General features: G+C 45.0%; 20 protein-coding genes, 1 tRNA gene, 3 rRNA genes, 1 other RNA gene and 1 other annotated feature. Of the genes, 21 read left to right on the top strand and 4 right to left on the bottom strand.

Annotated elements, in window-relative coordinates:
* The first annotated feature begins 21 nt into the window (after positions 1-21).
* From rrf to NSQ43_RS02200, 4 genes are all read left to right on the top strand, one after another.
* Positions 22-137, top strand: a 5S ribosomal RNA gene (gene rrf, locus NSQ43_RS02215).
* 529 nt (positions 138-666) lie between these two features.
* Complete coding sequence (locus tag NSQ43_RS02210; protein ID WP_339252644.1) at positions 667-1,146, top strand: glutathione peroxidase; 480 nt, start codon at positions 667-669, stop codon at positions 1,144-1,146.
* 108 nt (positions 1,147-1,254) lie between these two features.
* Entirely contained in the window at positions 1,255-2,721 is a 1,467-nt protein-coding gene (gene guaB, locus NSQ43_RS02205; protein ID WP_339252643.1) for an IMP dehydrogenase, read from the top strand.
* 157 nt (positions 2,722-2,878) lie between these two features.
* On the top strand, positions 2,879-4,210 hold the full coding sequence (locus NSQ43_RS02200) for a serine hydrolase (RefSeq protein WP_339254746.1): 1,332 nt from the start codon (positions 2,879-2,881) through the stop codon (positions 4,208-4,210).
* 31 nt (positions 4,211-4,241) lie between these two features.
* Here the strand turns inward: NSQ43_RS02200 and NSQ43_RS02195 are convergent, their stop codons facing one another.
* Positions 4,242-5,654 carry a PLP-dependent aminotransferase family protein gene (locus tag NSQ43_RS02195; protein ID WP_339252641.1) on the bottom strand — a complete coding sequence of 471 codons (1,413 nt, stop codon included), beginning with the start codon at positions 5,652-5,654 and terminating at the stop codon, positions 4,242-4,244.
* Between the two features lie 309 nt (positions 5,655-5,963).
* Here NSQ43_RS02195 and NSQ43_RS02190 point away from each other — a divergent pair, with 309 nt between their 5' ends.
* From NSQ43_RS02190 to serS, 3 genes are all read left to right on the top strand, one after another.
* Positions 5,964-6,152 carry a hypothetical protein gene (locus NSQ43_RS02190; protein ID WP_339252639.1) on the top strand — a complete coding sequence of 63 codons (189 nt, stop codon included), beginning with the start codon at positions 5,964-5,966 and terminating at the stop codon, positions 6,150-6,152.
* A gap of 15 nt (positions 6,153-6,167) precedes the next feature.
* Positions 6,168-6,755: an NUDIX domain-containing protein gene (locus NSQ43_RS02185; protein WP_339252638.1), complete on the top strand. Its 588-nt coding sequence runs from the start codon at positions 6,168-6,170 to the stop codon at positions 6,753-6,755.
* A 48-nt stretch (positions 6,756-6,803) separates the two neighbouring features.
* Positions 6,804-7,016, top strand: a binding site (T-box leader).
* A gap of 68 nt (positions 7,017-7,084) precedes the next feature.
* Complete coding sequence (gene serS / locus NSQ43_RS02180; protein WP_339252636.1) at positions 7,085-8,368, top strand: serine--tRNA ligase; 1,284 nt, start codon at positions 7,085-7,087, stop codon at positions 8,366-8,368.
* A 129-nt stretch (positions 8,369-8,497) separates the two neighbouring features.
* Here the strand turns inward: serS and tadA are convergent, their stop codons facing one another.
* Positions 8,498-8,998: a tRNA adenosine(34) deaminase TadA gene (gene tadA, locus NSQ43_RS02175; RefSeq protein ID WP_339252634.1), complete on the bottom strand. Its 501-nt coding sequence runs from the start codon at positions 8,996-8,998 to the stop codon at positions 8,498-8,500.
* A 131-nt stretch (positions 8,999-9,129) separates the two neighbouring features.
* Between tadA and NSQ43_RS02170 the strand changes: the two genes are divergently transcribed.
* The 3 genes from NSQ43_RS02170 (at position 9,130) to NSQ43_RS02160 (ending at position 11,152) form a co-directional block, all read left to right on the top strand.
* Positions 9,130-9,765, top strand: a complete 636-nt coding sequence (locus tag NSQ43_RS02170) for a deoxynucleoside kinase (RefSeq protein ID WP_339252633.1) — start codon at positions 9,130-9,132, stop codon at positions 9,763-9,765.
* A complete protein-coding gene (locus NSQ43_RS02165; protein ID WP_339252632.1) occupies positions 9,762-10,430 on the top strand; it encodes a deoxynucleoside kinase in 669 nt (222 codons plus the stop codon). The genes NSQ43_RS02170 and NSQ43_RS02165 overlap by 4 nt, the downstream gene beginning before the upstream one ends.
* A 101-nt stretch (positions 10,431-10,531) precedes the next feature.
* Positions 10,532-11,152, top strand: a complete 621-nt coding sequence (locus NSQ43_RS02160) for a hypothetical protein (RefSeq protein WP_339252630.1) — start codon at positions 10,532-10,534, stop codon at positions 11,150-11,152.
* A 35-nt stretch (positions 11,153-11,187) separates the two neighbouring features.
* On the opposite strand, the gene NSQ43_RS02155 is transcribed toward NSQ43_RS02160, so the two are convergent.
* Entirely contained in the window at positions 11,188-12,549 is a 1,362-nt protein-coding gene (locus NSQ43_RS02155) for an aspartate kinase (RefSeq protein ID WP_339252629.1), read from the bottom strand.
* Between the two features lie 157 nt (positions 12,550-12,706).
* Here NSQ43_RS02155 and NSQ43_RS02150 point away from each other — a divergent pair, with 157 nt between their 5' ends.
* From NSQ43_RS02150 to thrB, 3 genes are read left to right on the top strand one after another with little or no spacing between them, the layout of a single operon-like run.
* Complete coding sequence (locus tag NSQ43_RS02150; RefSeq protein ID WP_339252628.1) at positions 12,707-14,005, top strand: homoserine dehydrogenase; 1,299 nt, start codon at positions 12,707-12,709, stop codon at positions 14,003-14,005.
* Positions 14,002-15,063, top strand: a complete 1,062-nt coding sequence (gene thrC / locus NSQ43_RS02145; RefSeq protein WP_339252626.1) for a threonine synthase — start codon at positions 14,002-14,004, stop codon at positions 15,061-15,063. The genes NSQ43_RS02150 and thrC overlap by 4 nt, the downstream gene beginning before the upstream one ends.
* Entirely contained in the window at positions 15,063-15,968 is a 906-nt protein-coding gene (thrB, locus tag NSQ43_RS02140) for a homoserine kinase (RefSeq protein ID WP_339252625.1), read from the top strand. The genes thrC and thrB overlap by 1 nt, the downstream gene beginning before the upstream one ends.
* A gap of 99 nt (positions 15,969-16,067) precedes the next feature.
* Here the strand turns inward: thrB and NSQ43_RS02135 are convergent.
* Positions 16,068-16,160: transfer RNA gene (locus NSQ43_RS02135), tRNA-Ser, on the bottom strand.
* 350 nt (positions 16,161-16,510) lie between these two features.
* Here NSQ43_RS02135 and ffs point away from each other — a divergent pair.
* The 8 genes from ffs to NSQ43_RS02095 all read left to right on the top strand — a co-directional run bounded on the left by ffs (position 16,511) and on the right by NSQ43_RS02095 (position 25,335).
* Positions 16,511-16,779: signal recognition particle sRNA large type (gene ffs / locus NSQ43_RS02130), an RNA gene on the top strand.
* Between the two features lie 129 nt (positions 16,780-16,908).
* A complete protein-coding gene (dnaX, locus tag NSQ43_RS02125; RefSeq protein ID WP_339254744.1) occupies positions 16,909-18,675 on the top strand; it encodes a DNA polymerase III subunit gamma/tau in 1,767 nt (588 codons plus the stop codon).
* 22 nt (positions 18,676-18,697) lie between these two features.
* Entirely contained in the window at positions 18,698-19,018 is a 321-nt protein-coding gene (locus tag NSQ43_RS02120; protein WP_339252623.1) for a YbaB/EbfC family nucleoid-associated protein, read from the top strand.
* A gap of 11 nt (positions 19,019-19,029) precedes the next feature.
* Complete coding sequence (gene recR / locus NSQ43_RS02115) at positions 19,030-19,626, top strand: recombination mediator RecR (RefSeq protein WP_339252622.1); 597 nt, start codon at positions 19,030-19,032, stop codon at positions 19,624-19,626.
* 13 nt (positions 19,627-19,639) lie between these two features.
* Entirely contained in the window at positions 19,640-19,855 is a 216-nt protein-coding gene (locus NSQ43_RS02110) for a YaaL family protein (RefSeq protein ID WP_339252621.1), read from the top strand.
* Positions 19,856-19,920: 65 nt separating this feature from the next.
* Positions 19,921-20,184, top strand: coding sequence for a pro-sigmaK processing inhibitor BofA family protein (locus tag NSQ43_RS02105; protein ID WP_339252620.1), 264 nt, complete (start codon positions 19,921-19,923; stop codon positions 20,182-20,184).
* Positions 20,185-20,613: 429 nt separating this feature from the next.
* Positions 20,614-22,165: ribosomal RNA gene (locus NSQ43_RS02100) — 16S ribosomal RNA — on the top strand.
* 236 nt (positions 22,166-22,401) lie between these two features.
* Positions 22,402-25,335: ribosomal RNA gene (locus NSQ43_RS02095) — 23S ribosomal RNA — on the top strand.
* The 16S and 23S rRNA genes sit together here, the layout of an rRNA operon.
* The last annotated feature ends 45 nt before the right edge of the window (positions 25,336-25,380 follow it).

Below are 25,380 nucleotides of genomic sequence, written 5' to 3'. Positions count from 1 at the left end.
ACAAGCATCGTTCATACATAGTCTGGTGACGAAGGCGAAGAGGTCACACCCGTTCCCATCCCGAACACGGAAGTTAAGCTCTTCAGCGCCGATGGTAGTAGGGGGCTTCCCCCTGTGAGAGTAGGACGTCGCCGGGCAAAGGCCATCCCTGTGGGGGTGGTTTTTTTGTGTTTAAAAAGTATTTTGCAAAAGCTTTTAAAGTGTTAAAAGCACTGGGCACGAATTAACAAGAGGTGGGGAATAACGGTGTTAGCCGCGACCGTGGGTAAATACTATTTATAAACCCCAATTAAACGCGCCAAATGCCTTTGACAAACTAAGAGGTATTCTTTGATGCTCAAGAAATCCGTTTTGTGCTCAAGAATTTCTATGGCGCTTAAGAAATCCGTTTTGTGCTCAAGAATATTCTTTGATGCTCATGAAATCCGTTTTGTGCTCAAGAATTTTCTTTGACGCTCAAGAAATCCGTTTTGTGCTCAAGAATTTTCTATGGCGCTCAAGAAATCCGTTTTGTGCTCAAGAACTCGCCCTTTGCGCTCAAGCCCCCGTCCTGTACGCACCAGAATCCACCTCCCATAAATCAAATCCATAAAGTTACCGTCTTTGCAAAACCAGCAGAGTTGAATTATCTTTGATTAATAACAGTTAAGAGGGGCGATGATAAATATGGCTACGATTTATGATTTTTCCGTTGAAAAGCCGGATGATACAAAACAATCAATGCAGGAGTATGAGGGTTCCGTTATTGTCATAGTGAATACTGCAAGTAAATGCGGTTTTACTGACCAATTCAAAGAGCTGCAGGAACTGTATAATGATTACCGTGAACAAGGGTTAATTGTTCTTGGTTTCCCATCGGATAACTTCAATAATCAGGAATTTAACTCAATGGATGAGACACTAAACTTTTGTAAACAAAACTACGGTGTCACATTTCCAATGTTTAAAAAAGTGGATGTAAGAGGTGATCAAGCTGCCCCTTTGTTTTCGTTCCTAACAAGTCAAAAGAGAGGTTTATTAACAGAAGGGATCAAGTGGAACTTCACGAAGTTCTTAGTTGATCGTAAAGGAAATGTAGTGGAACGGTTTGCTCCCCAAACTTCACCAGAGAAAATGAGAGTATCAATTGATAAAATCATTCAGTGAATAATAGGAATTCACTTTCTTATTCATGCAACCTTGACACGCTTCATTGACGCTGATAACCTTTTAATAATATTCAGATGCAGATAATCATTTTGAGGAGGAAACGAAATGTGGGAATCTAAATTTACACGCGAAGGCTTGACCTTTGATGATGTGCTTCTTGTGCCGGGGGCTTCGGAAGTTTTACCGAAGGACGTATCTCTTTCTGTTAAGTTGACGGAGAATATCACTTTGAATATCCCAATTATTAGTGCGGGAATGGATACAGTGACCGAGTCTAAAATGGCAATTGCGATGGCTCGTCAAGGTGGTCTTGGTGTTATTCATAAGAACATGAGCATTGAAGAGCAGGCCGAACAGGTTGTGACGGTGAAGCGTTCTGAAAATGGGGTTATCACAAATCCTTTCTTCCTCACTCCAGAACACCAAGTATTTGATGCAGAGCATTTAATGGGCAAGTATCGTATTTCTGGTGTCCCTATCGTAAATAATATGGATGAGCAAAAGTTAGTTGGTATTTTGACGAATCGGGATCTACGTTTCATCCAGGATTATTCAATGATCATCAATGATGTCATGACAAAAGATAATTTAGTGACAGCATCTGTTGGAACAACACTTGAAGACGCAGAAAAAATCTTGCAGAAGTATAAAATTGAAAAGCTTCCGATTGTCGATGAAGATGGCATTTTGAAAGGCCTCATCACAATTAAGGATATTGAGAAAGTTATTGAATTCCCGAATGCGGCTAAGGATAAACAAGGTCGTCTACTTGTAGCTGCAGCGGTTGGTGTCACATCCGATACAATGTTGCGTGTGCAGAAGCTTGTTGCTGCTGAAGTTGATGCAATTGTTATTGACACGGCCCATGGGCATTCAAAAGGCGTTCTTGATACGGTTGCACAAATTCGAGAAGAGTACCCGGATCTTGGTATCATCGCTGGTAACGTTGCAACTGCTGAAGGAACTGCGGCATTGTACGAAGCGGGTGCAGATGTCGTTAAGGTGGGAATTGGTCCTGGATCCATCTGTACAACACGAGTAGTGGCTGGTGTAGGTGTACCTCAGATTACAGCAGTTTATGAATGTGCTTCGGAAGCTCGAAATCACGGCAAAACGATTATTGCGGATGGAGGCATTAAATACTCCGGTGATATCGTGAAGGCATTGGCAGCTGGTGGACATGTTGTTATGCTTGGTAGCTTGCTTGCAGGAACGACAGAAAGCCCAGGGGAAACAGAAATCTTCCAAGGTAGACGTTTTAAGGTTTATCGCGGTATGGGTTCAGTTGGTGCAATGGAACACGGTTCAAAAGACCGTTATTTCCAAGAGGATGCAAAAAAGCTTGTTCCTGAGGGAATTGAAGGACGTATGCCTTATAAAGGACCTCTTTCTGATACAATTCACCAACTTGTTGGTGGTATCCGTGCTGGAATGGGCTACTGTGGAACGAAGGATCTACATGACCTCCGTGAGAAAGCTCAATTCATCCGTATGACTGGTGCAGGTCTTCGCGAAAGTCATCCGCACCAAGTTCATATTACAAAAGAAGCGCCTAACTACTCCATTTCATAAAATTGGAAGCGTACAAATAGAAACTTCAGCACCTTTCCGATCGTCTTTATATGAGCGGAAAGGTGCTTTTTGATTAGATTCCCCTAATCTTGTTCACGATGTGATAAAATATATAATGGAAAATTGCAATGACGGAGGTAGTTTGGTGAAACGGGAAATGAGAAAATGGGTAGCATTACTAATCATTCCAATTATACTTATGGCGACGATTGGTACTACTCAGGTACAAGCAGAAACGACACTTGGCATTCATGTAGATGGTGCCATCTTAATTGACGCGGACAGTGGTAAGATTTTATACGAAGAGAATGCAGATACACCACTCGGCATTGCAAGTATGTCTAAAATGATGACTGAGTATCTCTTATTTGAAGCAATTCATGAGGGGAAAATCAGTTGGGATCAAGAATATAAAGTCAATGACTACACATATGCAATCTCGCAGGACAGGCGTTTAAGCAACGTTCCATTACGTCGTGATGGTACGTATACAATTCGTGAACTGTACGAAGCTTTAGCAATTTACTCGGCGAATGCCGCTACGATTGCGATTGCTGAAACAATTGCAGGAACGGAAACAGAGTTCTTGAAATTGATGGATGCAAAGGCGAAGGAACTTGGTTTGGTCGACTATAAATTTGTAAACTCGACTGGATTGAACAATGAATATCTACAAGGTATGCATCCGCAAGGAACTGGCGCCAATGATGAAAACGTCATGCCTGCTAAATCGGTTGCACGTCTTGCATATCATTTGATGCATGATTACCCTGAAGTTTTGGAAACGACTAAGATCAATTCAAAAGTTTTCCGTGAAGGCACGACGGACGCCATCAAGATGGACAATTGGAATTTCATGCTTCCTGGATTTGTTTATGAATATGAAGGTGTCGACGGCCTGAAAACGGGCACAACTGATTTTGCAGGGCATTGCTTTACAGGAACTGCAAAACGCGGCGATAAGCGTCTCATCGCGGTTGTTATGAAAGCGGTGGATGCAAATGGAGTAGGCTCCTACAAGGCAAGATTTGACGCAACACGTGCTATGTTCGATTACGGTTTCAGCCAGTTCTCAAACGAGGAACTTCTTCCAGCTGGTTATGAATTTGAAGACCAGAAGACATTGGATGTTCTGAAAGGAAAAGAGAAAAAGGTTGCTATCGAAGTGAAGGATTCAGTTCGAGCGATGATCAAATCAAATGAAAAAGATCAATTCGAACCACAACTTGTGTTAGATGAATCATTATTGAAAGACGGACAGCTTGAAGCACCGATTAAAAAGGGAACTGTTGTCGGTCACGTGAAAATCGTCAAGAAAGAAGGCGAGGATTACGGATTTATCGATTCGAAGGACCTTGGCATGGATGTTGTTGTTACAACGGACGTCGAGAAAGCAGGCTGGTTCTCGTTAATGATGAGCGGCATTGGTGATTTCTTTGCCGGATTGTGGAATGGTGCAACTGGATTTGTCAAAGGATTATTTAAATAATTTAAAGGTAATGGATCCGCTTCGGGGTCCATTACCTTTTTTTACGTTTATCGATTTTCCAAGCGCTCATGAGCCTCTCGACGTATTCTGGAATTTGAGCATCCGATAGACCTCCGAAGCCAATTAAAAAGGATGGACGCTGTTTCTTCTCAACTTTCCTATATTCATTCAATCCATATACACGAATTCCTTTATTAAATGCCCGTTTCGTCAACATCGCTTCATCGTCATCTGTGTGAATATTGATAAGGATATGCATGCCCGCTTCGTCACCCGAGAAGGAAATATGGGGTGTATACGCCTGCAATGAATCCGTCAGAAGCTGCAGTTTACGTTTATACACTTTCCGCATCCTGTTCAAGTGCCTCGCAAAATGCCCGTCGGCCATGAAATGTGCAAGCGTATGCTGGTCAAACCTCGGGACAGTAGAGGAATAATGGATAAATGCCTTTTCATACTTTTCAAGGAGTACAGGAGGCAACACCATATAAGCAATCCTTAGCGATGGCATGAGCGATTTGGAAAATGTACTTAAATAAATGACTTTACCGACTTTGTCCATCCCTTGCAGTGAAGGAATGGGGCGTCCAGTATAGCGGAACTCACTGTCATAATCATCTTCAATGATGAAATTGCTATTACTTGATGCAGCCCAATTCAATAGAGCCATCCTACGAGCTGCTGATAGCACTGTACCGGTCGGGAACTGATGAGATGGTGTGACGTAAGCAACGTTTGCAGAGGATTGTGTAAGCGCATGTACGTCCATTCCTTCTTCATCCACGGAAATCGGAATTGCTTCTCGGTTATTATGGAAAAACACGTGGTGGGTTAACGGATAGCCGGGGTCCTCGATAGCATATTTTGCTTCAGGTCCAAGGAGCCTGATGAGCAGCGGCATAAGCTGTTCTGTACCTGAGCCAACAATGATTTGATCCGCCGAGCAATCCACTCCCCTCGAGTGGTACAAATAGGTCGCGATTTCCTGGCGAAGTTCAGGGTCACCATGTGGATGGCCCAATAATAATAGATGCCTTGAAGATTCGTCAATGACGTCCTTTGCATATTTACGCCATTGCTTGAAAGGGAAAAACTCTGTATCAATTTTTCCGGGTGAAAAGTCAATCTCCAGCTCTTTTCGTTTCTCCCGGGCAGGGATACTTAATGTCCTGACCGGTTGCACATACGCCAATTCTCCAATTTCTTGCACAAAATAACCTTTTCGCGGTTTAGATGTAATAAACCCTTCAGCGACGAGCTGACCGTAAGCAAGTTCAATCGTCGTCTGGCTGATATCAAGGAATTCGCCAAGCTTTCGTTTGGATGGGAGCTTATCGCCGACTGCGATTTTCCCGTCGGTTATGTCATCACGGATTTGCTGGTAGATTTGCTCGTATAAGGGAGTTTCAATTTCTTTATTTAGTTCAATTAAGAGCATTTCCATTAGATACACCTCACACTGACTATGTTAATTAGGCAGAATATTAGTAACTCGGTAGGGTCATTTTAAAGTATACATGACAAATTGGGAAGGGGAAAGACACTCCAGACTTTTTGAATCCTTTCTACTTTGGAAAACGTAGAAAGTGAAAAGTGGAAAGTGGCCGGGGCTGGCCATTATGCGTGTATCGACTGATTTATGAGGTTTTGAAATGACTTATGCGTAGTTAGACTGCTTTATGAGCATATTTGAAGGTTTATGAGTAAGTGCAGTTTTTTATACGTTTTTGGCGTTAAACTGGAGGTGGATTGGATGGCTGAAGCAATTTTTATGTTCATATTGTTTATTCCTGTTAGTGTATTGATGTTTTTTGCTCCGCAATATGAACAAGAGCATGAATTTTCACCTGAGGCAACTTTAGTCATTAAGATATCTGATGCAATTATTGCTATAGAAGTTACGTTGAATCTTATTGTTAATATAATCAATATTTTTCGTTGAAAAGGAGTATAACCATTGGTAGAACTATTGAAAGTGTTCGATGAAGATTATCGGTATATTCATAATGAATATAGAGAAAAGATTCATGAATCGGGATTGTGGCATGAGACATTTCATTGTTGGCTTGTTGATGAAGAAAACGTATATATTCAAAAGCGTAGCTTCGTCAAGAAGGATTTTCCCGGTATGTACGATATAACGGCGGCTGGACATCTGCTTGCAGACGAAACTGTCATGGACGGTGTCCGAGAAGTTGAGGAAGAAATCGGTATTGTGATTGACCATATGAAACTACAAAGTACGGGTGTTGTACGTGATACGATAAAGCTTCCGGGCTTCATAGATAATGAATTTGCGAATGTGTTTGTTTATAAATATACTTTTGCGCCAACTGATTTTAAATTACAACAAGAAGAAGTCGATGGTATTCATATTGTTGAAATTCAGGACCTGGTTATGCTATTTCGTAGTAGGGTTGTGAAAGTCGTTTGCAAAAACATTCATACTGGAGAAGTCGGTGAATTAAAGTTAACCGATTTTGTTCCACATGAAACAGAATATTTCATCGCAATTGCGGATATGTTGAATAATATAGCACCTTGACCCTTGCCAAAAGAAGTGCCATGTAGTAAAGTGATGTTAATTTCAAATTAAAAGACGATGATGGGAAGCAGTAGCAAGCATGTTTTTCAAAGAGAGCCGGCGGGTGGTGCGAGCCGGTAAAGACACTTGTGAATCCGTCCCTGAGTAGTTAGGTTGAACTTTAAGTAAGCCTAACCGGACATTGAACCGTTATTTCAAAGAGTGGATCAGCAAATTTGTTGATCAATTTGGGTGGCAACGCGGGTAGTTCTCGTCCCTTGTATAGGGGATAGAGGGCTTTTTTTGTGTTCAAAAATCATCGTCATATTAAATTAGAGGAGGAGTCGGCTATGTTAGACATTAAATTACTGCGAGCGAATTTCGATGAAGTGAAAGAAAGGCTTGCGAAACGTGGTGAAGATCTGTCAGAGTTGGACAGATTCGTTGGTCTTGATGAAAAACGGAGAGAACTAATCGCAAAGGTAGAGGTTCTTAAAGCAGAGCGTAATGAAGTATCTCAAAAAGTTGCGGAAATGAAGCGGAATAAAGAGAACGCGGATGACGTGATTGCTCGTATGCGCGAAGTGGGGGACGAAATTAAATCACTTGACGAGCAACTTCATCAAGTTGAAGAAGACCTAAACTATGTTATCATGCGTATTCCGAACATCCCGCATGAGTCTGTTCCAGTCGGCGACAGCGAAGATGACAACGTCGAAGTCCGTACATGGGGAGAAAAGCCTGAATTCGCTTTCGAACCAAAACCGCATTGGGAAATCGGAACGGATTTGAATTTGCTTGATTTTGAACGCGCTGCGAAAGTGACGGGTAGCCGTTTTGTATTCTATCGTGGCCTTGGAGCAAGACTGGAACGTGCATTGATTAGCTTCATGCTTGATTTGCATTCAGAGGAGCACGGCTATGAGGAAATGCTGCCGCCTTATTTGGTGAATCGTACAAGCTTGACGGGTACTGGGCAGTTGCCGAAATTCGAAGAGGATGCGTTCCTTGTTGAGGAAGAGGATTATTTCCTAATCCCGACATCTGAAGTGCCTGTGACAAACTATTATCGTGATGAAATCCTTGATGGTGCTCAATTACCGGCTGCGTTCACTGCATACAGCACAAACTTCCGTTCAGAAGCAGGTTCTGCTGGCCGTGACACTCGTGGTTTGATTCGCCAGCACCAGTTTAACAAGGTAGAACTTGTTCGCTTTGTTAAGCCGGAAGAATCTTATGATGAGTTGGAAAAACTGACAGGTCATGCAGAGAAAGTGTTGCAACTGTTAGGTTTGCCATATCGTGTCTTGAAGATGTGTACGGCTGACCTTGGGTTCACAGCTGCAAAGAAGTATGATCTTGAAGTGTGGATTCCGACGCAGGACACATATCGTGAGATTTCTTCTTGCTCTAACTTTGAAGATTTCCAAGCAAGACGTGCAGGAATCCGTTTCCGCCGTGAACAAGGTGCGAAACCGGAATTCGTTCATACATTGAATGGAAGCGGCCTTGCAGTAGGTCGTACAGTGGCAGCAATCCTTGAAAACTTCCAACAGGAAGACGGATCTGTTGTAATTCCGGAAGTATTACGTCCATATATGGGTGGAAAAGAAGTCATCGGCTATTCAAACTGATTGAAAGCGCTTGTCATTCGAGGCGCGCAGCGCGAGGCGGAAGCGAATAGAACTTCAGTTCATGAGCTTACAACGAGTGCAAGCAACAAAGAATGCGAGCGCTTGCCAACAGTTTGAGGCGATGCGGGGTTAATTCATATCCCGCATCGCCTTTTTTTGTTCTTTCTTCTTTTCACGCAATGACCTGAAAAAACTTGATAGCATCTCACCGCATTCATCCGCCATCACGCCTTCCGCCACTTCACATTCATGGTTGAAACGCGAGTCATTCAGCAATTGATAAAGTGAATCTACACAACCACCTTTTGGATCACGTGCTCCATACACGACACGCGGAATTCTTGATTGTAAAATAGCTCCGGCACACATTGGGCAAGGTTCAAGGGTTACATATAATGTCGTCTCTTCCAGTCGCCAACTACCAACTTCTTTGCAAGCATCTTGGATGGCTGAAAGTTCAGCATGTGTGACGGCATTTTGCGATGTTTCCCTAAGGTTGTGGGCACGTGCAATAATTTCTCCATCTTTTACAATGACCGCGCCGATTGGCACTTCCCCAATTGCTTTGGCTTTTTTCGCCTCTTCTATCGCTATCCGCATGAAACTGCGGTCCGTTTCAAATACATCCATCTTCCATCGCTCCTTGCATTTAGTGTACCATCCTCCACTATCCTCTGCCATTTTTCGTCAACATCTATGTTTCAACACCCTATTGTGATAAAATGAAATGCAGAAATTGTCGAATCAAAGGGGAGCTTTTTATGTCTGTTCCGTTCATTACGGTAGAGGGACCGATAGGCGTCGGCAAAACAACGCTGTCAAAAGCAATTGCCGAAGCACAGCGGTTTCATCAGTTAAGCGAAATAGTGGATGAAAATCCTTTTTTAAATAAATTTTATGACGATATTGAGGAATGGAGTTTTCAAACGGAAATGTTCTTTCTCTGTAATCGATATAAGCAATTAAGCGATATAAGAAAGCAGTTCATTAGCGAACGGCGGCCTGTAGTAGCCGATTATCATATTTTTAAAAACCTGATTTTTGCAAGGCGTACGCTTCCTGCGGACGAGTATGCAAAGTATGAGGAAATCTATCATATTTTAACGAGGGATATGCCAGTACCGAATGTCATCATTTACTTGCATGCATCACTTGATACGCTCATGAAGCGGATCGCATTACGTGGACGGGACTTTGAGAAGAAGATTGACCCCCTTTACTTGGAGCGGCTTGCTGATGACTATGAAGTGTTCATCACGGACTTTGAAGCGGCACATCCGGAAATTCCAGTGCTACGTTTCAATGGGGATGAAATAGACTTTGTGAACGAAGCCGGGGATTTGAACCTGATTCTTAACGAAGTCGATGAGACGATACGAAAAGGAGTAAGACAATGAATTTACGAGAAAAATACGGGATTCCGAAAAATGCAGTCATTACGATTGCAGGCACAGTTGGGGCAGGTAAATCGACGATGACGAACGCACTTGCACAAGCATTGGATTTTCGAACATCCCTTGAAAATGTGGATGAGAATCCATATTTAGACCGTTTTTACGATGACTTTGAAAAATGGAGCTTCCATTTGCAAATCTATTTCCTTGCAGAAAGGTTCAAGGAACAGAAGAGAATTTTCGAATATGGTGGCGGCTTTATACAAGACCGTTCCATCTATGAAGATACAGGTATTTTTGCGAAGATGCATAAAGATAAAGGGACGATGGATCCAGTCGATTACGATACATACACAAAGCTGTTCGATGCGATGGTCATGACTCCATATTTCCCGCATCCCGATTTGCTTGTCTATTTAGATGGCCCATTCGAATCGATTCTTGCACGAATCCAAGAGCGAGGTCGCGTTATGGAACAACAGACACCGCTATCGTACTGGGAAGAACTTCACCACCGCTATGTAAAATGGATTGATTCATTCAACGCTTGCCCTGTTTTGCGGATTGATATTACCGAGTATGATTTAATGAGAGATCCACATGAAGTGGAGACAATTGTCGAACGTATCGGAAACATGTTGAACTTATCAGCTATGTTAAAAAAATAACATTGGGACAGCCAAATAGTTGGCTGTTCTTTTTTTATCACCGGACTAACTAGAACTGAATATATATGTACTGACCCAAGTATGAATGATGGAGTGGTACAGTGAATCAGTTTTACGGAAACTTTCCAGCGTATCCGATATTCCCAACAACCCAAATGCAACCTATCAATTGCTATAGCGCTGAGCAGGTAGCCTTGTGGAATAAAAACCGAATGTTATGGGAGCAGCATGTCACGTGGACACGGATGGCCATTACAGCAATCGTCTTCAAAGTTCCGGATTTGAAATACGTACTTGAACGTCTATTACGCAATGCGACGGATATGGGGAATGCCATAAGACCGTATTATGGAGATAAAATCGCAGACCAATATCGCGATTTAATTTCAGAACATCTAATGATTGCGGCAGATCTTGTGACGGCTGCAGTGAATGGAGAGGCTGAAAAGGCGAAACAAAAAGAGCAGGAATGGTACCGGAACGCGGATAAAATTGCGGAGTTCCTGAACAGGATTAATCCTTACATCGACAAAGAAGCAATGCGCAAAATGCTTTATTCCCATTTGGAAATGACAAAGTTAGAGGCGGTATGCATGATTCAACGGAACTTCCAGTTAGAGGTGGAGGTTTTCGATCGGATTGAAGCAGAGGCATTGATGATGGCAGACATGATTTCGGAAGGCATCTTCAAACAATTTCCATACAAGTTCGTGCCAAGATAAAAACCAGGGACATAGATACATGTCCCTGGTTTTTATTATGCATATGATTTTACGAAGAATTCCTTATACAATTCTTTTAAAATTTTCGTTTCATCCTGTACTTTTACACCGAATACAAGGCTGACCTCGGAGGATCCCTGGTTAATCATCTCAATATTAGCCCCTGTTCTGGCAATTGCAGTTGCAGCCCTACCGGCGAGACCGGTTGTATACTGCATGCCCTCTCCAACAAGGACAATCATGGAGTAATCATGTTCCACTATGACAGCATCCGGTTCAAGTTCCTTATGAATCCGCTCGACGATTCGTTCTTCCTTCTCCTTCGTCAATACACGGCTGCGGAGGATAATTGAAAGGTTATCGATTCCGGATGGCGTATGCTCATACGAAATATCCTCTTCCTCAAGGATTTGCAAAAGTCTGCGTCCAAAACCGATTTCAAGGTTCATCAAATATTTATCGACATAAATTGCGGTAAATCCGCTGTCGGCGGCAATCCCGATTACTTGTTGCTCGTTATAGTCCCGCTCCTTGACGATTAAAGTGCCTGGAGCATCTGGGTTATTCGTATTTTTGATCCGGACCGGGATCGACTTCCGAAAAGCTGGAATAAGCGCTTCATCATGGAATACTGAGAAACCTGCATAAGCCAGCTCCCGCATTTCACGGTACGTCATCGTATCGATGGAAACGGGATTATCGATAACCGTCGGATTGGCGGCGAAGACAGAATCCACGTCGGTGAAGTTTTCATATAGATCTGCTTTAATAGCTGCTGCAATAATGGAACCGGTAATATCCGAGCCGCCACGATTGAATGTACGAAGCGTTCCGTCTTCCGTATAACCGAAAAATCCTGGGAATATAATAATGCCTTGCTCATCCCGTAACTTTGCAAGCTTTTCATCCCCTTGTGGTAATGCACGAACGCGCTCAGGACGATTGTTAACTAAAAGCCCAGCTTCCCTTGGGTTGATATACTTCGCATCGACACCGATGAATTGGAAATAGGCAGCAATCAATTTTGCGTTATTATCTTCTCCCGCTGCTTTCATTGTATCCATGAAAAGGAGGGAGTCTTCTTTGTCTTGGGAAAGTCGATCTTGTAAGTCATGTTTAATCGTTTCAACGATATCATCTGATAGGCCGAGATCATTTGCAATCCCGCGGAAACGATTGACGACCTCGTTTAATTCGACCTCAGTATCTTCATTCGACAAAGCTTTCTCAGCTAACTTAATAAGAAGATCGGTCACCTTTATATCATCAGAAAAACGTTTACCAGGAGCTGAGACAACGATTATTTTACGATCAATATTCGAAGTTACAATATCGACAACTTTTCTAATTTGATCGGCAGTCGCAACGGAAGTGCCGCCGAACTTACAAACTTTCATATTCACCAGATCCAATCTTTAATGAAGTAGCAATTGCATGATATATTGAACTTTAACATAAACAGGGTTGTTATTAAAGACTTATTTCTCTATAATGTCCTTATATAAAACACAAATGTATTTACATAGTGAACATAGAGCGAGGGGAATCGTATACATGAAAAGTGAAATCAACATCGGTTTATTAGGGTTCGGGGTCGTCGGAAGCGGTGTTGCTACGATTCTTCAAAAACATCAGGAAGACCTAATCCATAAGCTTGGAGTTCCGGTTAAGATAAAAAAAGTTCTTGTAAAAGATGCTACAAAGAAAAGGGACACTGATTTATCGGAGGATATTTTTACGATAAATCCGGACGAGGTTATTGAAGATCCTACTATTGACTTAATCGTAGAAGTGATTGGCGGGACGACTGAAGCGAAGCAGTCGATTGAACGGGCACTCCAGGCAGGTAAAGGAGTCGTAACCGCAAATAAGGATGTCATGGCCCAATTCGGTAATGAGTTATTGAATTTGGCAGATGAAAATAAATGTGACCTCTTCTATGAAGCAAGCGTAGGAGGGGGAATTCCACTTATCCGTACATTGGAAGATGGGCTTGCGTCAGATCGAATTCGGGCTTTGACAGGTATCGTAAATGGAACGACGAATTTCATACTGACAAAAATGAAGCATGAAAAGAAAACATATGAAGAAGCATTAGCGGAAGCAACCGAATTAGGATTTGCAGAAGCCGACCCATCGGCTGACGTCGACGGTATCGATGCTGCAAGGAAAATGGCAATCCTTGCTTCGCTTGCATTTTCAACTGAAGTACGGTTGGAAGACGTCTTTGTGAGGGGTATGAAGGACATTCGGGAAGGCGACCTTGAGCTGGCGGAGCAATTCGGCTTTACTGTAAAAATGGCTGGTTCTGCGAAAAAGGATGACGATGGAATCGAAATCTCTGTGGAACCTGTTTTCATACAAAACTCGCATCCGCTTGCCTCCGTCAACAATGAATTCAACGCTGTATATGTATACGGCGACACAGTAGGGGAGACGATGTTCTATGGACCGGGGGCAGGTTCTTTGCCAACTGCCACATCGGTCACTGGCGATATTGTTGCGGCATGTCGAAATCTATTGCTTGGAGTTAACGGGAAAAGGCTTCACGCACCACGGCATTTCTGCAAAGTAAAAAAAGACACCCAAATCTTCGGGCGCTACTTCCATCGGATTTCTGTAAAAGATGAAGTCGGTGTATTGACGAAATTGGCTTCAATCTATAGCAAGCATGGTGCTAGCCTTGCAACCGTTGTACAGCGGGAAGGCGATCGAAACGGCGGTGTCGATTTGATTATGATCACCCATCAAATATCGAGGCAACAACATCTCAACATTATGGATGAACTGCGTAATACATCGGAAGTTAATGGTGTTATTAGCTACTACAGAGTGGAGGGCGGAAACAAATGAGAAGATGGAATGGATTAATAGAAGAATACAAAGAGTGGCTGCCGGTAACGGAAAAAACACCTGAGCTCACTTTGCAGGAAGGAAACACGCCGCTCATCCATTTGAAAAATATATCCGAACTATGGGGCATCAATCTTTATGTTAAAACAGAAGGGACAAACCCGACAGGCTCATTCAAGGATCGGGGTATGGTGATGGCAGTTGCCAAAGCAAAAGAGGAAGGAAAAACGGCATTAATCTGTGCGTCAACAGGCAATACGTCTGCTTCTGCAGCTGCTTATGGGACACGAGCCGGGATGCGGACAATCGTTGTCATCCCGGAAGGAAGGATTGCGCTTGGCAAATTGGCCCAAGCAAAAATGTACGGCGCAGAAATTGTGGCAATTGAAGGGAACTTCGATGAAGCATTACGTATGGTGAGAGAAGTAGGAGAAGGAAAGATTGCACTTGTGAATTCAGTGAATCCTTACCGATTGGAAGGTCAGAAAACGATTGCCTTCGAAACGAATGAGCAATTGGGGAAAGTGCCGGATATCTTTGCGTTGCCTGTCGGAAATGCAGGGAATATTTCCGCTGCCTGGAAAGGGTTTAAGGAATATGACGCCAAAAAGGGGTCAGGTATGCCGAAACTTTTAGGTGTGCAGGCGGATGGTGCAGCACCTATAGTCTATGGCCGGGTATTTGAAGAGCCTGAAACAATTGCTACGGCAATCCGTATCGGGAATCCGGCAAGCTGGCATTTGGCGACAGCTGCGCTTCAGGAATCAGGTGGGACGATTATTTCAGCAACAGATGAGGAAATATTGGAAGCATATAGCCTGTTGGCTTCAACTGATGGAGTTTTTGCAGAGCCCGCCTCCTGTGCAACGATTGCAGGCATTAAGAAGCAACTTGATGCCGGTTTGATTGAAAAAGGGACGACGATTGTTGGTGTTCTTACAGGCAACGGGCTAAAGGATCCCGAAACGGCCATTCATGTGAATGAAGGGAAGTCATTCCTATCAAAAGAGCAGTTTGAGACATTTTTGAACGAACTGAAGGATGGTGCGGCGAACTGATGGAAGAACCGATGTTTTCAGTCGTCGTACCCGCTACAACGGCGAATCTTGGACCGGGCTATGACAGCATCGGTCTTGCCCTTGCCCTTTATATGACCGTAGGAGTACATAGGTCTGCGCAGTGGTGCGTGGAATATGACGGAGAAGAGTACGCTGATTTACCGACAGACGAGACGAATTTGATCATCCAGACGATTAATAAAGTTGCGACACGGTTTAGCAAGGAACTCGAGCCGCATGCTCTATATGTAAAATCCGAAATCCCACTTGGAAAAGGGTTTGGCAGTAGTGCAACCGCAATAGCCGCAGGGATTGAAATTGCAAACGAGCTTCTTAATCTTTCATTGCCACCAGAAGAGAAGGTGCGCATAGGCAGCGAGATTGAAGGTCATTCCGACAATGTGGCGGCAGCTCTCCTTGGAGGGGTAACAGTTACATATTTCATTGACGGTAAAATGGAAATCGTGCAATTGCCCAAGCCGGAAATTGGATGCGTTCTGCTCGTTCCTCCAAGTACATTGAAAACAACCGAATCGAGGGGTCTCCTTCCGAAGGATTTGCCTCATTCAATAGCATCAGCTGGAAACGCTGCAAGTAATGTCATGGTGGCGGCTATGATGGTAGACGATTGGAAGTTGGTCGGGAGGATGATGGAAAAGGACGTTTTCCATGAACCGTATCGTAAATCGTTGCTTCATAATTTCGATCGCATTCGGAAGTACTGTCATGGATTGGGAGCATTAGGTATGACGATTAGCGGGGCTGGTCCTTCTTTGTTCATTGTAGTGGAGAAAGGGACCGAAGAGAATGTTGCGAGGCGGCTGGAAAAGGAATTTCCATTTTATATGGGAATTGCAGTAACGCCAGCCCATACAGGTTCAACTATTAAAAAAGATGCCTATTAGCCGACAGTCGGTCAATAGGCATCTTTTTCATTGAAAATAAAAAGAATCCATCACATTTAATGTAACAGACTCTCCAACTATGCGCTTATTTAAAATGTATGGCGGAGGAAGAGGGATTCGAACCCCCGCGGGCTTTAACACCCCTGTCGGTTTTCAAGACCGATCCCTTCAGCCGGGCTTGGGTATTCCTCCGTATCAACAAAACATAATTTATCATGATTCGGTATGAAGTGTCAACCAATTATCTGCACCTTTTTTAAATAAGTTTATTCACGGAAATCTGTCATCTAAAGAGGGTGAGGGTTTGTGATTAAAGGAGAACTCTTCGGGTGTAAAGGAGAACTCTTTAGTGGGGAATGAGAACTCTTTAGGTATAAAGGAGAACACTTGCATAGTTAATGAGAAATTAATTTAAATAAACGAGGACTCTTTTGTTTAAACGAGAACTTAATGACGAAGAACGAGAACACTTCTCCCTTACAAGATGAAGTATCATAAGGGATGGGTTGATTTTATCCATAAAAAACGTTATACTAAGAAAGCCGTGCTAGGTGGGGAGGTAGCGGTGCCCTGTAACTTGCAATCCGCTCTAGCAAGACTGAATCCCTTTACCGAGGCTGTATCCGCATGTAGGGCCTGCCTCTTGCACGTAGTGTTGACGTCTGGGTCCTGCGCAATGGGAACCCATGAACCATGTCAGGTCCGGAAGGAAGCAGCATTAAGTGGAATTTCTCATGTGCCGCGGGGCAGCCTAGGCTGAGCTGTCGACAGGAGTAACGCTTATGTGCGGCAGTCGAAGGAAGGTGCACGGCATTTACTATGCAAATCAAAACTCGTCCGATTTTAGGGCGGGTTTTTTCTTTAGTTTGAAAAGGGTTTGCACACCCTATTTATGATATACTAAGAGCATTATTGCAATGAATGGGAAGGAGGGGGAATGGTGGTCTATCAAGCTTTTTACCGTGTGTATCGACCGCAGTCTTTCAGTGAAATGTCTGGACAGAGACATGTGAAGCAAACGTTGCAAAACGCTTTGCTACATAATAAGACAACCCATGCCTATTTGTTCTCTGGGCCGCGAGGGACGGGAAAGACAAGTGCTGCAAAGGTTTTTGCAAAGGCGTTGAATTGCGAAAATGGACCGGCAAAGGAACCGTGCAATGATTGTCCGACCTGTAGAAGCATCACGGAAGGGTCCAACACGGATGTCATTGAATTTGACGCAGCTTCAAATTCACGGGTGGAAGAAATAAGGGACGTGATCGAGAAGGTCCGTTTTGCCCCATCCAACGCGCGATTCAAAGTCTATATCATTGACGAAGTTCATATGTTATCGAATTCAGCTTTCAACGCACTACTAAAGACATTGGAAGAGCCGCCACCGCATGCCGTTTTCATACTGGCAACTACAGAGCCACATAAGCTGCCATTGACCATCATTTCCCGTTGTCAACGATTCGATTTCAAACCGATTACAGCGGCGGAAATTATCGATCGAATGAAGCAAGTGTTAAGCGATGCCGGAATTGAGGCTGATGAAGGGGCCCTTAAAGTCATTGCTCAGGCTGCTTCGGGTGGAATGCGTGATGCACTTAGCATGCTTGATCAGGTTGTATCGTTCAGCGGTGATCGACTGACAGCTGAAGGTGCATTACTTGTAACTGGATCGATTGGGGAAGACATCTTTTATCAATTGGCAGAAGCGCTACTTTCGAAAGATGCTGCAGCTGCATTAACATTGCTTGATCAGCTCATTGCTGAAGGTAAAGATGTTTCAAGGCTGGCGGAAGATTTGATCACGTTCTTCAGAGATCTTCTTCTATTAAGAACTGCTCCAGATCTCGAGGATCTACTTGAACTGATTTCGGGGAATGAAAGGTTTGTATCCTTATCGAATGCATTTGAGCCTGAGACCCTTTATTCATTCATAGACATTCTTTCGAAAACGCAACAGGAAATGCGGTTTTCCAATCATGCAAAGGTGTATGTAGAATCGGCATTGTTGAAAATGATTCACTTAAAAGGACCAGTTCCTGAAGGCCAAAGCCATCAGGTGATAGATCCACATCTATCTCAAAAGGTGGACAGCTTGGAAAGAATAATAGCTGACCTTCAACAGCAACTGGCAAATGGTGTCCGTCCGGTTGAAGGAGCAGTTGCTGCCCAACCAAAGAAGGCCGCATCAAAATCATCTCAGTCATTCAGGATACCGACCGGGAAAATTAACGAGGTCTTAAAAGGTGCCACCCGTCAAGACATCCAAGTGATTCGTGAGGAATGGGCAAGCATGATGCAAACTTTACAAAGATCCCATTCAGCACTTCTTGAAGAAACTGAACCAGTGGCGGCATCAGACACTGCTTTTGTGTTAAAATTCAAATATGAAATCCATTGCCTTATGGCTTCGGAAAACTCCTCTCTTCGGTCAGGATTATCTGATGCCTTGCGCAGTCGAACTGGTAAAGCATATGATGTCGTGTATGTGCCGGAAGACGGTTGGTTAAAGGTTCGTGAGGAGTTCATACGAAACAATGGATTGTCGAAGCAACAAGACGAAGCGGAGGATTCACAGTCTGATGGTCAACAAGGATTGGCGGAAGACATGCCATCCTTCCTACAAGAAGCTGAAGAGCAAAATGCTGATCCGATTGTTGCGGAAGCAGAAAAGATGTTTGGCAAGGAATTCATAACGGTACATGATGATTAAACTAAGTTGAGGAGGAAATAACATGCGTGGTATGGGAAATATGCAAGGTATGATGAAACAAATGCAAAAAATGCAAAAGAAAATGGCGGAAGCACAAGAGGAACTTGGTGAAAAGCGCCTTGAAGGAACAGCAGGCGGAGGTATGGTGAAGGTAATCGTTTCAGGTCAAAAGGAAGTACTTGAAGTGGTCATCGATCCATCCGTCGTAGATCCGGAAGATGTAGAAATGCTACAAGACCTTGTTGTGATTGCTACAAATGATGCAATGGCAAAAGCCGAAGAATTAGCGAACTCCACAATGGGGCAATTCACGAAAGGATTGAACCTGCCTGGAATGTTCTAGGAGGAATAGATATGCATTATCCTGAACCGATATCGAAACTGATCGATAGTTTTATGAAGTTGCCAGGTATCGGCCCGAAAACAGCGGGCCGTCTGGCATTTTTTGTATTGAACATGAAGGAAGATACAGTTCTTGAATTCGCCAAAGCGTTGGTGGATGCAAAACGGAACCTACGATTCTGCTCTATTTGCGGGCATATCACAGATATAGACCCTTGTCAGATATGCCAAGACCAATCCCGTGACCGATCGATGATTTGTGTTGTTCAAGATCCGAAGGACGTAATTGCAATGGAGAAGATGAGAGATTACAAGGGTATGTATCATGTACTACACGGAGCTATTTCACCGATGGATGGCGTGGGTCCTGAGGACATTAACGTTCCTTCCCTATTGACTCGTTTGCAGGATGAAGAAGTAGAAGAATTGATATTAGCAACGAATCCGACAATCGAAGGGGAAGCGACCGCGATGTATATCTCCCGTCTTGTGAAACCGTCAGGCATTACTACGACTAGGATTGCACACGGTTTGCCAGTCGGTGGAGATCTTGAGTATGCGGATGAAGTGACCTTATCAAAAGCACTTGAAGGACGCAGGGAACTATAGGGGGTCAACAAAAATGTTTGGCCGAAAGAGGAAATTGAAAAGGGAATTCGACAACCGACTTCTTAATCTACTATTAGAAACAAAAGATGATTGGGAGCAAGCTAAGGAAATAGAAAAGTATTTAAATGATTATGATTTGGAAGTTATGATTCAAAGGAAAATAGCAGAAAGTAAGTACTTTCATCTTTTCAAAGAAGCAAAAGAGAGGCAACTTCGCGTGGAGCTATAATAGCAACGTGATAATTTTTTAGGAAAGCGCATAGATTGTACTATTAATCGAAAGGGGCGCTTTCCATGAAAATTATTGGCATTGCGATGGTCGGAGTTGTACTTCTTTTACTTTTGCTGATGGATAAAAACGAAATGAAAAAAATGATTGAAAAACTGTCTGTGTTTTGGTTCCGTCTGGCGTTCGCATTTTTGGCTCTCTTCATACTAAATATTGCGGGTGGATTCGTAGGCATCTATTTTCCGGTGAACATCGCATCAGGATTCCTATTAGCCATTCTTGGTATCCCTGGATTTGCAGCTCTGTTCACATTTGCTGTCTTTCTATGAATAAGCTTCTTCTATTATAGAAGGAGCATGGCTCAAAGATTTTAGCACTTTCCTTTAAATTAATAATGGACAAAGTCAATTAGGCAATAAAGTAATATGATAAAAGTTTTTATAGAATAACACTTGCAAATAAAAAGGTAAGGTGTTATAGTGGATAACGTTGCACTTTTAGTAACTAAATAACCACTTTGAAACAGCGGAAAACTTTTCGAGAAAAGTTGTTGACATCGAAATTGCAACGTGGTATTATATAAGAGTTGCTTCTAACGGAGCGACAAACAAATGAACCTTGAAAACTGAACAGCAAAACGTCAACAAATAAAGTTCTGAAGCCGACCCCGTCGGTGAAAAGAACAAAACGAATCTTCGGATTCAAAATTGACATCTTAAATGATGCCAGCAAGAAACTCGAGCTATTCGAATTTCTCTTTTATGGAGAGTTTGATCCTGGCTCAGGACGAACGCTGGCGGCGTGCCTAATACATGCAAGTCGAGCGGATTGAAGGGAGCTTGCTCCCTGATATTAGCGGCGGACGGGTGAGTAACACGTGGGCAACCTGCCCTGCAGATGGGGATAACTCCGGGAAACCGGGGCTAATACCGAATAATCGGTTCTTCCGCATGGAAGAACTCTGAAAGACGGTTTCGGCTGTCACTGCAGGATGGGCCCGCGGCGCATTAGCTAGTTGGTGGGGTAACGGCCTACCAAGGCGACGATGCGTAGCCGACCTGAGAGGGTGATCGGCCACACTGGGACTGAGACACGGCCCAGACTCCTACGGGAGGCAGCAGTAGGGAATCTTCCACAATGGACGAAAGTCTGATGGAGCAACGCCGCGTGAGCGAAGAAGGTTTTCGGATCGTAAAGCTCTGTTGCGAGGGAAGAACAAGTACGGGAGTAACTGCCCGTACCTTGACGGTACCTCGTTAGAAAGCCACGGCTAACTACGTGCCAGCAGCCGCGGTAATACGTAGGTGGCAAGCGTTGTCCGGAATTATTGGGCGTAAAGCGCGCGCAGACGGTCCTTTAAGTCTGATGTGAAAGCCCACGGCTCAACCGTGGAGGGTCATTGGAAACTGGAGGACTTGAGTACAGAAGAGGAAAGTGGAATTCCACGTGTAGCGGTGAAATGCGTAGAGATGTGGAGGAACACCAGTGGCGAAGGCGACTTTCTGGTCTGTAACTGACGTTGAGGCGCGAAAGCGTGGGGAGCAAACAGGATTAGATACCCTGGTAGTCCACGCCGTAAACGATGAGTGCTAAGTGTTAGGGGGTTTCCGCCCCTTAGTGCTGCAGCTAACGCATTAAGCACTCCGCCTGGGGAGTACGGCCGCAAGGCTGAAACTCAAAGGAATTGACGGGGACCCGCACAAGCGGTGGAGCATGTGGTTTAATTCGAAGCAACGCGAAGAACCTTACCAGGTCTTGACATCCCGCTGACCGGCATGGAGACATGTCTTTCCCTTCGGGGACAGCGGTGACAGGTGGTGCATGGTTGTCGTCAGCTCGTGTCGTGAGATGTTGGGTTAAGTCCCGCAACGAGCGCAACCCTTGATCTTAGTTGCCAGCATTCAGTTGGGCACTCTAAGGTGACTGCCGGTGACAAACCGGAGGAAGGTGGGGATGACGTCAAATCATCATGCCCCTTATGACCTGGGCTACACACGTGCTACAATGGACGATACAAAGGGCTGCGAACCCGCGAGGGGGAGCCAATCCCATAAAATCGTTCCCAGTTCGGATTGCAGGCTGCAACTCGCCTGCATGAAGCCGGAATCGCTAGTAATCGTGGATCAGCATGCCACGGTGAATACGTTCCCGGGTCTTGTACACACCGCCCGTCACACCACGAGAGTTTGTAACACCCGAAGTCGGTGGGGTAACCCTTACGGGAGCCAGCCGCCGAAGGTGGGACAGATGATTGGGGTGAAGTCGTAACAAGGTAGCCGTATCGGAAGGTGCGGCTGGATCACCTCCTTTCTAAGGATAATTACGGAATATGAACCTCCGGTTCATACGTTGACGTTTTGCGTTCAGTTTTGAAGGTTCATCTTCTATGATGACTTTCAAAACTTGTTCTTTGAAAACTGGATAAAACGACATTGAAGCAACAAAACATCAAGTAATCAACCGAGTCGATCACTTTTGTGATTGAACAATTGCAATACTTTTTAACGTGTCTTCAATCTATATCGCTATAGATTGTTGCACAAGCAGGTTAAGTTAGAAAGGGCGCACGGCGGATGCCTTGGCACTAGGAGCCTATGAAGGACGGCACTAACACCGATATGCTTCGGGGAGCTGTAAGTAAGCATTGATCCGAAGATTTCCGAATGGGGAAACCCACTGCCCGTAATGGGGCAGTACGTTCACGTGAATACATAGCGTGAACGAGGCACACCCGGAGAACTGAAACATCTAAGTATCCGGAGGAAGAGAAAGAAAAATCGATTCCCTAAGTAGCGGCGAGCGAAACGGGAAAAGCCCAAACCAGGAAGCTTGCTTCCTGGGGTTGTAGGACACTCTATACGGAGTTACAAAGGGATGGATTAGACGAAGCGACCTGGAAAGGTCCGCCATAGCGGGTAAAAGCCCCGTAGTCGAAAGTCCATCCCCTCCAGAGTGGATCCTGAGTACGGCGGAACACGTGAAATTCCGTCGGAATCCGGGAGGACCATCTCCCAAGGCTAAATACTCCCTAGTGACCGATAGTGAACCAGTACCGTGAGGGAAAGGTGAAAAGCACCCCGGAAGGGGAGTGAAAGAGAACCTGAAACCGTGTGCCTACAAGTTGTCAGAGCCCGTTAATGGGTGATGGCGTGCCTTTTGTAGAATGAACCGGCGAGTTACGATTCCATGCAAGGTTAAGCAGAGAATGCGGAGCCGCAGCGAAAGCGAGTCTGAATAGGGCGAATGAGTATGGGGTCGTAGACCCGAAACCAGGTGATCTACCCATGTCCAGGGTGAAGGTAAGGTAACACTTACTGGAGGCCCGAACCCACGTACGTTGAAAAGTGCGGGGATGAGGTGTGGGTAGCGGTGAAATTCCAATCGAACCTGGAGATAGCTGGTTCTCTCCGAAATAGCTTTAGGGCTAGCCTCAAACGAAAGAATCTCGGAGGTAGAGCACTGTTTGGACTAGGGGCCCATCCCGGGTTACCGAATTCAGACAAACTCCGAATGCCGATGATTTATGTTTGGGAGTCAGACTGCGGGTGATAAGATCCGTAGTCGAGAGGGAAACAGCCCAGACCGCCAGTTAAGGTCCCCAAGTATCCGTTAAGTGGAAAAGGATGTGGCGCTGCCCAGACAACCAGGATGTTGGCTTAGAAGCAGCCACCATTTAAAGAGTGCGTAATAGCTCACTGGTCGAGTGGCGCTGCGCCGAAAATGTACCGGGGCTAAACGGATCACCGAAACTGCGGATTGACACCTTTGGTGTCAGTGGTAGGAGAGCGTTCCAAGGGCGTCGAAGCCAGATCGTAAGGACTGGTGGAGCGCTTGGAAGTGAGAATGCCGGTATGAGTAGCGAAAGAAGGGTGAGAATCCCTTCCACCGAATGCCTAAGGTTTCCTGAGGAAGGCTCGTCCGCTCAGGGTTAGTCGGGACCTAAGTCGAGGCCGAAAGGCGTAGACGATGGAGAACAGGTTGATATTCCTGTACCACCTCCCCGCCGTTATCAGCAATGGGGGGACGCAGAAGGATAGGGTGAGCGCGCTGTTGGTCATGCGCGTCTAAGCAGTGAGGTGTGGAACGAGGCAAATCCCGTTCCTATAACATTGAGCTGTGACGGCAAGGGGAATTATCCCCGGAGTCCCTGATTTCACACTGCCAAGAAAAGCCTCTAGCGAGGCGGGAGGTGCCCGTACCGCAAACCGACACAGGTAGGCGAGGAGAGAATCCTAAGGTGATCGAGAGAACTCTCGTTAAGGAACTCGGCAAAATGACCCCGTAACTTCGGGAGAAGGGGTGCTCTGGTAGGGTGTTAAAGCCCGAGAGAGCCGCAGTGAATAGGCCCAGGCGACTGTTTAGCAAAAACACAGGTCTCTGCAAAACCGTAAGGTGACGTATAGGGGCTGACGCCTGCCCGGTGCTGGAAGGTTAAGAGGAGAGGTCAGCGCAAGCGAAGCTTTGAATTGAAGCCCCAGTAAACGGCGGCCGTAACTATAACGGTCCTAAGGTAGCGAAATTCCTTGTCGGGTAAGTTCCGACCCGCACGAAAGGCGTAACGATCTGGGCACTGTCTCAACGAGAGACTCGGTGAAATTATAATATGCGTGAAGATGCGCATTACCCGCGACAGGACGGAAAGACCCCGTGGAGCTTTACTGTAGCCTGATATTGAATTCCGGTGCAGCCTGTACAGGATAGGTAGGAGCCTTGGAATCCGGAGCGCCAGCTTCGGAGGAGGCAATGGTGGGATACTACCCTGGCTGTATTGGACTTCTAACCCTTGCCCGTGATCCGGGCAGGAGACAGTGTCAGGTGGGCAGTTTGACTGGGGCGGTCGCCTCCTAAAGTGTAACGGAGGCGCCCAAAGGTTCCCTCAGAATGGTTGGACATCATTCGTAGAGTGCAAAGGCATAAGGGAGCTTGACTGCGAGACCTACAAGTCGAGCAGGGTCGAAAGACGGGCTTAGTGATCCGGTGGTTCCGCATGGAAGGGCCATCGCTCAACGGATAAAAGCTACCCCGGGGATAACAGGCTTATCTCCCCCAAGAGTCCACATCGACGGGGAGGTTTGGCACCTCGATGTCGGCTCATCGCATCCTGGGGCTGTAGTCGGTCCCAAGGGTTGGGCTGTTCGCCCATTAAAGCGGTACGCGAGCTGGGTTCAGAACGTCGTGAGACAGTTCGGTCCCTATCCGTCGCGGGCGCAGGAAATTTGAGAGGAGCTGTCCTTAGTACGAGAGGACCGGGATGGACACACCGCTGGTGTACCAGTTGTCTTGCCAAAGGCATCGCTGGGTAGCTATGTGTGGACGGGATAAATGCTGAAAGCATCTAAGCATGAAGCCCCCCTCAAGATGAGATTTCCCATTACATTTGTAAGTAAGATCCCTCAAAGATGATGAGGTGGATAGGTCCGGGGTGGAAGCGTGGCGACACGTGCAGCTGACGGATACTAATCGATCGAGGACTTAACCTTAAAGTTATGAAGTACGGTTGAACTTGAAGTCGCAACAATGTCTCT

It is taken from the genome of Sporosarcina sp. FSL W8-0480, assembly GCF_037963765.1.
Classification (GTDB): domain Bacteria; phylum Bacillota; class Bacilli; order Bacillales_A; family Planococcaceae; genus Sporosarcina.
The sequence above is the reverse complement of the archived record's forward strand: the minus strand, read 5'-3'. Positions and strand labels throughout refer to the sequence as shown.